The sequence below is a fragment of the Bounagaea algeriensis genome (assembly GCF_054491375.1).
This window is the reverse complement of record NZ_CM137102.1, coordinates 3,799,352-3,811,526: the sequence shown is the minus strand read 5'-3', so window position 1 is coordinate 3,811,526 and position 12,175 is coordinate 3,799,352. Positions and strand designations below refer to the sequence as shown.

At 72.9% G+C, this 12,175-nt stretch carries 8 protein-coding genes; 6 read left to right on the top strand and 2 right to left on the bottom strand.

Annotation, left to right across the window (positions count from 1 at the left end; genetic code table 11):
• Positions 1 to 69: 69 nt before the first annotated feature.
• Entirely contained in the window at positions 70 to 2,898 is a 2,829-nt protein-coding gene (locus ACVGV2_RS17295) for an alpha/beta hydrolase family protein (RefSeq protein ID WP_459163400.1), read from the bottom strand.
• 335 nt (positions 2,899 to 3,233) lie between these two features.
• On the opposite strand from ACVGV2_RS17295, the gene ahcY reads away from it, so the two are divergent.
• Together ahcY and ACVGV2_RS17285 are read left to right on the top strand one after the other, a co-directional pair.
• A complete protein-coding gene (gene ahcY, locus ACVGV2_RS17290) occupies positions 3,234 to 4,694 on the top strand; it encodes an adenosylhomocysteinase (RefSeq protein ID WP_459163399.1) in 1,461 nt (486 codons plus the stop codon).
• A gap of 147 nt (positions 4,695 to 4,841) precedes the next feature.
• Positions 4,842 to 5,489 (top strand): dTMP kinase, encoded by a 648-nt coding sequence (locus ACVGV2_RS17285; RefSeq protein WP_459163398.1) that lies wholly within the window; start codon positions 4,842 to 4,844, stop codon positions 5,487 to 5,489.
• 6 nt (positions 5,490 to 5,495) lie between these two features.
• Here the strand turns inward: ACVGV2_RS17285 and ACVGV2_RS17280 are convergent, their stop codons facing one another.
• Positions 5,496 to 5,966 carry an OsmC family protein gene (locus tag ACVGV2_RS17280; RefSeq protein ID WP_459163397.1) on the bottom strand — a complete coding sequence of 157 codons (471 nt, stop codon included), beginning with the start codon at positions 5,964 to 5,966 and terminating at the stop codon, positions 5,496 to 5,498.
• Positions 5,967 to 6,287: 321 nt separating this feature from the next.
• Here ACVGV2_RS17280 and mtrA point away from each other — a divergent pair, with 321 nt between their 5' ends.
• The 4 genes from mtrA to ACVGV2_RS17260 all read left to right on the top strand — a co-directional run bounded on the left by mtrA (position 6,288) and on the right by ACVGV2_RS17260 (position 11,639).
• Complete coding sequence (gene mtrA, locus ACVGV2_RS17275; RefSeq protein ID WP_459166036.1) at positions 6,288 to 6,965, top strand: MtrAB system response regulator MtrA; 678 nt, start codon at positions 6,288 to 6,290, stop codon at positions 6,963 to 6,965.
• Positions 6,966 to 7,133: 168 nt separating this feature from the next.
• On the top strand, positions 7,134 to 8,909 hold the full coding sequence (gene mtrB, locus ACVGV2_RS17270) for an MtrAB system histidine kinase MtrB (protein ID WP_459166035.1): 1,776 nt from the start codon (positions 7,134 to 7,136) through the stop codon (positions 8,907 to 8,909).
• Positions 8,906 to 10,675, top strand: a complete 1,770-nt coding sequence (locus ACVGV2_RS17265) for an LpqB family beta-propeller domain-containing protein (RefSeq protein WP_459163396.1) — start codon at positions 8,906 to 8,908, stop codon at positions 10,673 to 10,675. Before mtrB ends, ACVGV2_RS17265 begins: the two co-directional genes overlap by 4 nt.
• Before the next feature lie 439 nt (positions 10,676 to 11,114).
• Positions 11,115 to 11,639 carry a ComF family protein gene (locus tag ACVGV2_RS17260; protein ID WP_459163395.1) on the top strand — a complete coding sequence of 175 codons (525 nt, stop codon included), beginning with the start codon at positions 11,115 to 11,117 and terminating at the stop codon, positions 11,637 to 11,639.
• The last annotated feature ends 536 nt before the right edge of the window (positions 11,640 to 12,175 follow it).

Sequence of the window (12,175 nt, the reverse complement as noted above, 5' to 3'; positions counted from 1 at the left end):
CGTCGTCGTTTCCGGGGGCTGCCGCGGGGTTTTCCGGGGTGGGGGGGGGGTGATGGGGGCTGCCGCGGACTACTCCAGCGGGTGCAGGCCCTGCGCGCGCTCCCACGGTGCGGTGCGCCCGGCGGGCTCGAACACCTCGGGTGCGGGCTCCGGTTCCCCGGTTGCGGGCGCCCCCGGCTGCGCGGACGCCTCCACCGAGGCCTCCACCGAGGCCTCCGCCTCGGCGGCCGGCTCCTCCTGCAGCGCGGGATCGTGCACCGACCGCTGGGCGCCGACCTCCTCCGCGGCGTGCTCGAGCTGCGGGACCGCGTCCACCGCCCCGCCGGTGCCCGCCTGCGCGGTCTCCGCCTCGGCAACGGTGCTCGCCGCGGTCGCAGTCCCCGCCGGCTGCTCGTCCGCACGGGTGGAGCGCGGGCCGTGCTGCGCCGCCGCACCGTCACCGCCGCGGACGGCCACCGGCCAGCGCCGCTGCGGCCCCCGACCGGTCTCCCCGCGGGAACCGGTGTCCCCGCGAGGTCCGGCATCCCCGCGAGGTCCGGGGCCGGTCGAACCGAGCACCGATTCGGGCAGCGCCGGCCCGGCCTCGGCATCGCCCGGTTCCAGCCCGGCCGCCATGGCCACCGCGCGGTCCCACTCCGGATCGCCCGCGTAGTCGGTGTGCCGCAGCACGCCCGGCACCCAGCGCCGGTGCGAGACGGGACCGCGCTGCGGATCGGGCAGCCAGTGATCCCCGCCCAGCACAAGAGCCCCGGTCGGCCCCCGCGTTGCCGGCGGCAGCGGCCCGCAGGTACTGCCGGGGCGGTGCCCCACGCCGAGCAGCGTCCCGGCGTAGACGTGCCTGCTCCACGTGGTCACCGCGCCGCCCATCGGATCGGTGCCGCGGCACAGCGCGCGCCAGCGCCCGCCGAGCGAGTCGGCCAGCTCGCCGATCGCGTCGTGCGAAACCGCCGCCGGGAACGCCCGCGGGTAGGCCCACTGCAACTGCGAACCCGCGGTGACCAGCCCGATCCGCTCGCGGTCGGCCGGGGGCAGGCTCGCCAGCAGCCGCGAGACCGCCACGGTGACGAGCAGGCTGCCCTGGCTGTGCCCGACCAGCACGACGCGCGTGTTCGGATCGGACAGGTGCTCCTGCGCGCGGGCGACCAGTTCGGGGATCACCTTCAGCGAGTAGCACGGCGGCACCACCGGGTGCGACTCCCGCGGCCAGAACAGCGTGAGATCGCACAGCACACCCAGGTAGCGCGCCGCGTGCCGCTCGGTCGCGGCGACGAAGACCATGCGCAGCAGCCCGACGGCCAACCCGGCGAGGGTCACCACCCCGAGTCCCGCGAACCAACCCGCCCAGGCCACCTGCCCCAGCCCGGCCAGCCGCAGCCCCGCCGCTGCGGTCGCCGCGACGAGCAGCACCCCGGCCAGCACGAGGAGCAGCAGGTACCCGTGGCTCCGCTGCACCCGCGCCCACAACCACGCGGACGCGGCCGCCTGGCGGTCGCGGTAGCGGCCCGCGTGCAGCAGCCCCACCTCGGGCGGGACCGACTCGCCGGAGAGCACGCACCGCCAGCGCCACAGCAGCAGCCACGGGACACCGACCAGTGCGGCCGCGCCCAGCAGCACCGCAGCCACCCCCCAGAACGTGGTCACGTCCTGGTACGGGCGGGGCAGCACGAGCCCCTCCGCACCCAGGGCGTGCCGCAGGCTCAGCGCGAGCCCCGCTCCGAAGCCGGTGCCCAGCATCGCGGCGAGGAACAGCAGGGGGGCGGCGAACCAGCCGCCGGCCCACGGCCGCATCCGCCGCGGCAGCGGTTTCCACAGCGGCGCGGCCAGCAGCGCCGCCGGAACCAGCACCAGCCCCGTGAGCAGGCACGTGAGACCGAGCAGCGCCGTGAGCGCGTCGATCGTCGGGCCGGAACCGGGAAGCGGACCGTCCGTGCCGGCCGGTGCGACGGCCGCTGCCAGCACCAGTGCCGCGGCCAGCGCCTGCAGCGCGCGCCGCGGAACGCGTCCGAAGAGGACGCGGCGGCGCGGCTGTTGCGCCCACATCTCCTCCGGATCGTCCAGCGCGGCGGCCCCGAACACGCAGCACACCAGCACCGCGGCGCTCGCGATCCACCGCGGATCGCCCTGCGCGGCGAACGGCCCGCCCAGCAGCAGCAACGCCACTGTGGACAGCGCAGCGCCGATGTGCAGGGCCCGCAGCGCGGGCGTTTCCGGGTCGGTGACCACGTTCCCGCCGGGCAGCACCGGTGCGCGGGCGGACGGCCGCGGTGCGCCCTGCCGCGCGTTGGCCGAGTTGCCCGTCGTGACCGGCCAGCTCTTGCCGGCCAGGCGCTGCATGAGCAGGACGACCAGACCGACCGGTACCAGCCCCAGCCAGATCCGCAGCAGGTCGAACTCGCGCGCCGCGTCCGGGACCGGACCCAGGCACCCCGAGCCCGGCCGCAGGCACTGCGCGGCGAGCAGGTCCGCGGTGACCACGGTCAGCTGGGCGACGAACAGCATCGTCAGCGCGATCGCCGCCACGCGCACGAGAGCACGGGCGCAGTGCCCGACCACGCGGCCGGTGCGGCTTTCCGGGCGCACCGGAGGCAGCATCCAGCGCGCCAGGTTGGCCAGCGCGAACGGGAAGAGCAGCGCCCACAGGGCCTTGCCGGGTCCCCCCGAGGTCATGCTGCCCCAGACGTAGCCCTCGACGATCCGCGGCACGGTGCGGCTGCCGTCGCGCAGCGCGGGCCCGGGCACGGGTCGGCGCAGCCGGTCGGCCGGGCGGACGACACGGCCCACGCCGTCGCCCGCGACATCGACCGCCTCGACCGAATCGGTCAGCTTCGGGCCGGTGGCGCCGAGCACGCCGTGTACCCGCAGCTCCACCACGCGGGTGCCCTGCTCGGGTGCGTGCACTGGAGACCTCCCGTGGCCGGGGACTGCTGGTTCGTGCCGAACCACCGCTGCGCAGCGGCGGCGCTGCCCGCGGCGCTGCCGCGGGTGCGGGCACGGTGGGTGCGTGATCACGTCCGCGGCGATTCTGCACCCGCGCGCGGAGAGCTGGCGAGCGCCGCGCATCGATTGTGATCGTCGCCCGGTTCGTTCGTCCGCATTTGCGAGCGGTCGTGTCCGGCCGCGCCGATCGCGCAGCGAGTACGACTGGAAACAAGCGGTAGCATCACACCGGTGCGCGCGGACCGCGAGTGGGAAGCGCCCGGGTGACGACGGGTTGAGCGATGACGGGTGAGGCGATGACGTCGGACAAGCACCGCACGGTGAACGGAGTGGAGTTCGCGGTCGCGGACCTCTCGCTCGCGCCGCGGGGCCGCGAGCAGATCCGGCTGGCCGAGCACGAGATGCCGGGGCTGCTCGCGCTGCGCCGGGAGTACGCCGAGGTCTACCCGCTGCGGGGTGCGCGGATCACCGGATCGCTGCACATGACGGTGCAGACCGCGGTGCTCATCGAAACGCTGCTCTCCCTCGGCGCCGAGGTGCGCTGGGCCTCGTGCAACATCTTCTCCACCGACGACGCGGCGGCGGCAGCGGTCGCGGCCGGCAGGAACGGCACTCCGGAGGATCCTCGCGGCGCCTCCGTGTTCGCCTGGGAGGGCGAAACGCTCGAGGAGTACTGGTGGTGCTTGGAAACCGCGCTGAGCTGGCCCGGCGGGGCGCCGAACATGATCCTCGACGACGGCGGCGACGCGACGACGCTGCTGCACCGGGGTGTGCGCTGCGAACGCGCCGGAGCGGTGCCCACCGCCGACGAGAGCACCCCGGAGGACGACGAGGTCGTGCTGCAGCGGTTGCGCTCCTCGCTGGCCGCCGACACCGGTCGGTGGACCCGTCTCGCCGAGGAGGTCCGCGGCGTCACCGAGGAGACGACGACCGGCGTGAACCGGCTCTACCGGCTCGCCGCTCAGGGCGAGCTGCTGTTTCCCGCCATCAACGTGAACGACTCGGTGACCAAGTCGAAGTTCGACAACAAGTACGGCATCCGCCACTCCCTCGTCGACGGCATCAACCGCGCCACCGACGTGCTCATGGGAGGCAAGACCGCCGTGGTCTGCGGTTACGGCGACGTCGGCAAGGGCGCGGTGCAGGCGCTGCGCGGGCAGGGCGCACGCGTGATCATCACCGAGATCGACCCGATCAACGCGCTGCAGGCCCAGCTCGAAGGCATCCAGGTCGCCCGGTTGGAGAGCGTGCTGCACGAGGCCGACATCCTCATCACCGCCACCGGCAACAAGGACGTCATCACCGTCGAGCACCTGCGCCGGCTCAAGCACCAGGCGATCATCGGCAACATCGGCCACTTCGACAACGAGATCGACGTGGCCGGGCTGGCCGCCGTGTCCGACGTCCGGAGAGTGCGGATCAAACCGCAGGTCGACGAGTGGGTCTTCCCCGACGGCCACTCGGTGCTGGTGCTGTCCGAAGGGCGGCTGCTCAACCTGGGCAACGCCACCGGGCACCCCAGCTTCGTGATGTCGAACTCCTTCGCCGATCAGACCATCGCCCAGATCGAACTGTTCACGAACTGGCGCGAGTACGACCGCGAGGTCTACCGGCTGCCGAAATCGCTGGACGAGAAGGTCGCGCGGATCCACGTGCAGGCCCTCGGCGGTGAACTGACCCGGTTGAGCAAGGAGCAGGCCGAGTACATCGACGTGGACGCGGAGGGGCCGTACAAACCGGACCACTACCGGTATTGAAAACTGTTTCGCAAGTTTTGCCGAGGTGCTCGCTCGGCGGGACCTCGAGCACGGCTCTCGCTCCGGGAGCTCCGACATCGAGTAGCCACCGCGGGTGCGGCCGGTGCGCGCGCAGCGGGCGGGCGCGACGCTACTAGCCTCTGACGCGTGAGTCGTCTGATCGTGATCGAGGGCGTCGACGGCGCCGGCAAGCGCACCCTGGCCGAGGGGCTGGATGCCCAGCTGCGGCGCCGCGGGTGCTCCGTGAGCCGCCTGGCCTTCCCCCGGTACGAGGCCGATGTGCACGCCGCGCTCGTCGGTGAAGCCCTGCGCGGGGCGCACGGCGACCTCGCCGAATCGGTGCACGGTGTGGCCGTGCTCAACGCGCTGGACCGCCGCGCGGCCGTCGACGAGCTGCGCGGCCGGCTCGACGCGCACGACGTGCTGCTGCTCGACCGCTACGTCGCGTCGAACGCTGCCTACGGCGCCGCGCGGCTGCACGAGGACGCGTGCGGCGACTTCGTCCACTGGGTGGAGGATCTCGAGGTGCGGCGCTTCGCCCTGCCGGCTCCCGACCACCAGCTGCTGCTGCGAGTGCCCGTGGACCTGGCGGCGCAGCGCGCCGAACACCGCGAACGGACCGAAGTGGACAGGCAGCGGGACGCGTTCGAATCGGACGACTCGCTGCAACGGCGCTGCTCCGCGGTGTACGCGCAGCTGGCCGAACGCTCCTGGTGGTCTCCCTGGGCCGTCGTCGACGGCGTCGCCGAGGTCGACTTCGCCGCACTGGCCCGCAGCTGCCTCGGCGAACGCTGATGCGCGCTACTCCGGCGCGCTGGTCCGCGGTTCGTGCCGCACCGGGAAGTTCACCGAATTCGCGATGAAGCACTTCCGGTGCGCCTGGGCGTGCAACTTCTCCGCGGCGCTGAGCATGTCCTGTTCGGACACCTGCACCTCCGGTCGCAGCAGCACCGCCTCGAACCGCCCGGAGCCGTCCCGCTGCTCGACCATCGTCGCCGACGCCGCGTCCCGGTAGGCGGTGACCACGACGCCGCTGCGCGCGCACAGCCCCAGGTACCAGAGCATGTGGCACTGCGACAGCGCGGCGAGCAGCATCTCCTCCGGGTTCAGCAGCTCCGCGTCGCCGAGGAACGACGGGTCGGCCGAAGCGCGCAACGGGGGTTTGCCGGCGATCTCCACCAGGTGTTCGCGGTCGTAGCCGCGGTAGCTCGCGGTCCCGCCGCCGGAGTTGCCCGTCCACGTGACGGTGGCCGCGTAGTGGTGCTCGGACATGTTCTCCCCCTGCAGCGGGCGAAGGGCAGTGGACGAAGGGCGGCGGGCGAAGGGCAGTGGACGAAGACCGCACTGGTACGCATACGATCCGTCAGCGGAGGTGCGGTACGCATCATTCTCGCCCGCGTGTCGTCCACAGTGGCGCCTCCGGGCGTGCGAGGCGGAGCACGCGTGGCTTGCTCCGAACGGCGGTACCGCCGGTTCCGTCCCCGCGGGGGCGGTCGACCGGCGAAGACACAGCGGAACTCCAGCGAAACCCTCGGCGCAACGATGGGCGGGGACTGCAACGGGAGGGGAGTGACGAGTGCGACCATGAACGACATGAAGGCGCGCGTGCTCGTGGTGGACGACGACCCGGCCTTGGCCGAGATGCTGACGATCGCGCTGCGCGGCGAAGGGTTCGACACGGCCGTCGTCAGCGACGGCACCAAGGTGATGCCGGCGCTGCGGGAGCTCAAACCCGACCTCGTGCTGCTCGACCTGATGCTGCCCGGGATGAACGGCATCGACGTCTGCAAGGCCATCCGCACCGAGTCCGTCGTCCCCGTGGTGATGCTCACCGCCAAGAGCGACACCGTGGACGTGGTGCTCGGCCTGGAGTCGGGCGCGGACGACTACGTCGTCAAGCCGTTCAAGCCGAAGGAGCTCGTGGCACGGCTGCGCGCGCGGCTGCGGCGCACCGACGCGGAACCCGCCGAGGTGCTCACCATCGGTGACGTGTCCATCGACGTTCCCGGCCACGAGGTCACGCGCGACGGCGAAGCGATCTCGCTGACCCCGCTGGAGTTCGACCTGCTCGTGGCCCTGGCCCGCAAACCGCGCCAGGTGTTCACCCGCGAGGTGCTGCTCGAGCAGGTCTGGGGATACCGGCACGCGGCCGACACGCGGCTGGTCAACGTGCACGTCCAGCGGCTGCGGTCGAAGGTCGAACGCGACCCCGAGCGGCCCGAGATCGTGCTGACCGTCCGCGGTGTCGGGTACAAAGCCGGTCCGCAGTGAGCGCCGGGCACCGGCGTGCGGCCGACGCCGGTGCCCGGCGGGGCGGTGCGGGGCCGCGCAGTGCGCACGGCATCCTGGAACGGCCCGGCTGCGGGAAGTCGTGGCGGACCGGTTCGACGCGGGGTGCCGGGTCGACCGGTGCTCGTGCGTGAGCAGAAGGCGGAGCACGTGAGCGTGTGGGCGCGTAGACCTCGGGCGGTGCGGCAGTGGGTCGCCCGCATCCGGGAGGAGATCCGCGAGCGGTGGCACCGCTTCGAAGCGGTGTGGCGGCGTTCGCTGCAGCTCCGGGTGGTCGTGAGCACGCTCGCGCTGTCGCTGGTCGTGGTGCTCGTGCTCGGCATGGTGCTGCAGACCCAGATCACCTCGCGGCTGCTCGACGCCAAGGAGGAAGCGGCGATCTCGCAGACCGAGTACAGCCTGCCGGTGCTGGAGCGCGAACTCACCGCCGTCGATCCGAACTCGGACAACGTGCACGAGCAGCTCGAAGCCGCGCTCAACCGGCTGACCACGTCGAACCCCGGCCAGTCCACCGAATCCGCGGCGGGCGCGTTCGACCCCGTGCTGGTGGACGGGCACGCGCTGGGCGAGCTCGGACGGCAGCCCGCCGCCGGTCCGGTGCAGAACGTTCCCGACGGTCTGCGGCGCAACGTGGAGCGGGGCCAGCTGGCCACCCAGATCACCACCGTGCCCAACGAGGGCGAGCCGGTGACCATGCTCGCCGTGGGCAGCCCGGTGGGGACCGCGACCCGCCCGCTGCAGGTGTACCTGCTCTTCCCGCTGACGGCCGAGCGGTCCACGGCGAACGTCGTGCAGAGCACCCTGCTCGCCTCCGGTGCCGTGCTGCTGGTGCTGCTGGGAGCGATCACCAGCCTCGTCACCCGCCAAGTGGTGCGCCCGGTGCGGCAGGCTGCGCAGACCGCGGAGGAGCTCGCCGAGGGCGACCTGGACAAGCGCATGCGCGTGATCGGTGAGGACGACATGGCGCGCCTGGCCGAGTCGTTCAACGAAATGGCCGACAGCCTCAAGCAGCAGATCACCCAGCTCGAGGAGTTCGGCCAGCTGCAGCGCCGGTTCACCTCCGACGTCTCGCACGAGCTGCGCACCCCGCTGACGACCGTGCGCATGGCCGCGGACGTGCTCTACGCCTCGCGCGAGGAGCTCCCCTCCGGCCTGTCCCGGTCCACCGAACTGCTCACCGACGAGCTCGACCGGTTCGAAGCGCTGCTGGCCGACCTGCTGGAGATCTCCCGGCTGGACGCGGGCGTGGCAGACCTCTCCCCGGAGCCGCTCGACGTGGGAGAGGTCGCCGACCGCGCCGTGAACTCCGTGCGCGGCATCGCCGAGAGCAGCGGTGTGCCGCTGCGCTTCGACATGCCCGAACCCGGCAGCGAACAGCGCGAACACCTGCACGTGCTCGCCGACGCGCGGCGCGTGGAACGCATCCTGCGCAACCTCGTCGCCAACGCCGTCGACCACGCCGAAGGCGAACCGGTCGAGATCAAGTCCGCGGGCAACGAGCAGGCCGTCGCCGTGACCGTGCGGGACTACGGCGTGGGCCTGCGCCCGGGCGAGGCCGAGCTCGTCTTCACCCGGTTCTGGCGGGCCGACCCGGCGCGGAACCGGCGCACCGGCGGTACCGGTCTCGGGCTGTCGATCAGCCACGAGGACGCCCGGCTGCACGGCGGGGCGCTCGACGCCTGGGGTGAACCCGGCCAGGGCTCGTGCTTCCGGCTGACCCTGCCGCTGCGTCCCGGTGAGTCGTTCGAATCGAGCCCGCTGGGCATGCCGGACAGGCGCAGCATCGCAGCACCGGACGCGCTGCTGGCCGCCGGTCTCGACGTCCCGCGCGAGGGGGATGCCTCCGCCGAAACCGACGTGCCGGACACCGAGTACCGCGACGAGGGGCCGGCGCGGCTGTCCGAGCAGGAACGGGAGTCGCCATGACCTGGCGAGCACAACCCCGGCGGCCCACCACGGCAGCATCCCGGACCGGCTTCCGCGCACTGGCCGCGGTGCTGGTCCTGGCGATGTCCGGCTGCGCCAGCATCCCGGAGCACTCCGAACCGCGCGGCGTGCGCTGGGTCGACGAGGGCAACTCCAACGAACGCGTGCAGGAGCCGCGCCGGGACGTGGACCCGCTGCCGCTGGTGCGCAGCTTCGTCGACTCGGCGGCCGCTCCGGAGAACGAGCACGAGGCCGCACGGCTGCACCTCACTCCGCGGGCGCGTTCGGAGTGGTCGCCGAGCGCGGGGATGCGCATCGTCGACCAGGTGGACACCATCCCGGTGCAGAGCGACCACCCGCTGCCGCGAGGGGTGCAGCTCGTCGGGCTGCGGGCGGAGAAGGTCGGCCGGCTGTTACCGGACCGCTCGTTCGTCCCCGAGCAGGGCGAGTTCAGCACCCGGGTGCGCGTCGAGCGCCAGGACGACGGGCAGTGGCGGATCGCCACGCCGCCACCGGAGCTGGTCGCCACCCGCGACTCGTTCAGCAGCACCTACCGCTCGGTGTCGGTGTACTTCCCCGACTCCGAGAGCACCGGCGTGGTCCCGGATGTGCGGTACGTGCCGTCGCAGCCGGCGAGCACCTTGCCGCGCCGGGTGATCGACCTGCTCATGACGGGGCCGTCGGAGTCGATGCGCGACGCCCTGCGCACCGGTCTGCCAGAGGGTGTGCGGACGAAGACGAACGCCAGCGAGGCAGCCGACGGCGCCCTCGTGGTCAACTTCAGCGACCTGGGGGACGTCTCGCAGGAGTCCCGCCGGTTGATCGCGGCGCAGGTGGTGTACTCGCTGCAGAGCGTCAGCAGCGCGCGCGTGCGGCTGAAGGAGGAGGGCACGCCGCTGCTGTCGGACAGTCCCGAACTGCGCCCGGCCGATGTTCGCCCGTACGTGCGGGAACGTTCGGACGCGGCGAACCTGCCGGGGCTGGCCGTGGTCGACGAGAGCCTGGTGCATCTCGACGAGCAGGCGAAGCCGGTCGCCGGCCCCGCCGGCAACGGGGAGTACGACGTGGTGCGCGCGGGCATGTCGCCGGACGGCAGCCGGCTCGCCGCGGTCACCCGCCGGCCCGGTGGGGTGGCGTTGCGCGTCGGCGGCGAGGGTTCGGTGCAGGACGGTTCGCAGCTGCCCGAGCTTCCCGTGGGCGGTGCGTTCATGAGCAAACCCGAGTGGCGGGGCAATGGTGAGGTCTGGACCTCGGTGGACGGCCGCCGGGTCGTCCGCGCGGTCGGCACCGACTCCGGCTGGGACGTCGGACGCGTGGACGTGAGCGCGTTGGGGGCGGATCCGAAGATCAGCGACATGCGGTTGTCGCCCGACGGTGCGCACGCTGCGCTCGTCAGCGACGGGCAGCTCGTCGTGGCCGCGGTCGCCGAGGTCGACGGGAGGACGACGCTGTCCCGGCCGACCCGTTTGCCGCCCCCGGGGGACATGCGCATCCGCGGTGTGGAGTGGCGCAGCAACGACGAGCTCGTGGCCACGACCGACAGCAACCGTTCCCCGGTCTACGACGTGTCCGTCGACGGGCTGTACTGGACTCCGTACACCGCGTCGAACCTGGGGCAGCCGGTGAACGCTGTGACGGTGGCTCCCGGCGGCCGCGTGATCGTGGCCGACCGCAGCGGGCTGTGGGAGTCGCAGGACTCCGATGACGTGTGGGGGCTCATGTCGGGGCCGATCGGCGGCGCGTCGATCCCCTTCTACCCGGGGTGAGGCCGCCGACCCGCCCCATCGATCCAGTCCTGCCGTTCCAGCGCTGCCGGATCCAGTACTGCCGGATCCAGCGCTGCCGTTCCAGTACTGCCGATCCAGCACTGCCGGGCCGCCCGACGCGCGCCGGTGAGTCGGGCGGTTCAGATCCCGCATCCTCGGCGGCATGCGTGGGAACGAGAACTCCGCGGGGCGCGACTCCGCGGGTTGCGACTGTGCCGGGCGGGGTTGTGCGGACCGTACTGCCGCGGGGCGCGGCGAGCACCTCACGTGGGTCGGTGCCGCGGCCTCCGCCCCCGCCCGGCTGCGGACGCTCGACCTCGTCCTGCCAGTGCGCTGCGCCGGGTGCGGCCGGCAGGGGACGCACTGGTGCCTTCCGTGCGCCGCGGAACTGTCCCGACCGCACCGCGTGCCGCTTCCGGTCCTCGGGCGGCGGACGCCCGTGTACGCGTTGGGTGCCTACCGCGGTGCCGCGCGTCGAGCGGTCCTCGCCTACAAGGAGCGCGGCCGGCGAGCTCTTGCCGGCGTCTTCGCCGAGCGGTTGGCCGCGGGCATGCGCGCCGCGCACGCCGCGTGCGGACCGTGGTGGATCGTGCCCGCGCCGTCCCGTTGGTGGGCGGCGCGACGTCGCGGGGGTGCGCACATGCTCCGGGTCGCGCGGGAGCTGTCGCGGGGGCTGCGGGCGGGTGGGTGCGCCGCCGAGGTGTTCGAATGCCTGCGGTTGGGTCCCGGCGCGGTGGATGCCGCGCGGCTCGCGCACGCCGATCGCCCCGCGAATCTGGCGGGGCGACTGCGAGCGCGTCCGCCCAGCCGTCCGCCGCCCGGCGGCGTGCTGCTCATCGACGACGTGATCACCACCGGCACGACGGTCGCGGAATCCGCGGCAGCGCTCGAACAGGTGCAGTGCCGTCCGGAGCTGGTCCTGGCTGTGACGGCGGTGGATCCCCGTGCTGTCGAGCCCGGCTGAGTGCTGGCCCGGTTGAGCGCTGGCCCGGTTGAGCGCTGGCCCGGTTGAGCGCTGACCCGGTTGGGGCTCGGTGGGCGGTCGACTACGGGAGCGTTTTTCACACTGTAGGCCTATCGTGTGGTATGAGACGCACCCGTTCGTCCGCGTGGAACCCGACCGGGCAGCCCCGCGTTGTTCGGGAAAGGCACGAGGTCCGGGAAAGGCACGAGCGCGGTTCGCCCGCCGTTCCGGCACGGCCGGAGCCCGTGACCGGGGGTGCCCGCCATCGAGTGCCCGCCATCGAGTGCTTGCCGTCGGGCGGTCGCCATCGGGGACGCCGCGGTCGGAAGACGCCCGCGATCGGAAGACGCCTGCGATCGGAAAGCTGGAGCGCTGAACCGCAGCTGGCGGCTGCCGGTGCTCCGGTCACCTCCGTTCGCACCGTCGGGTTACTGCGGGCAGCGGCTCCGAGCGTGCTCGGTGGTCGCTTGACGTCGCCCGACTCGGGGGTGTCACAAACCGATAAACCGAGATAGCGTGCCATCAATCACACACCA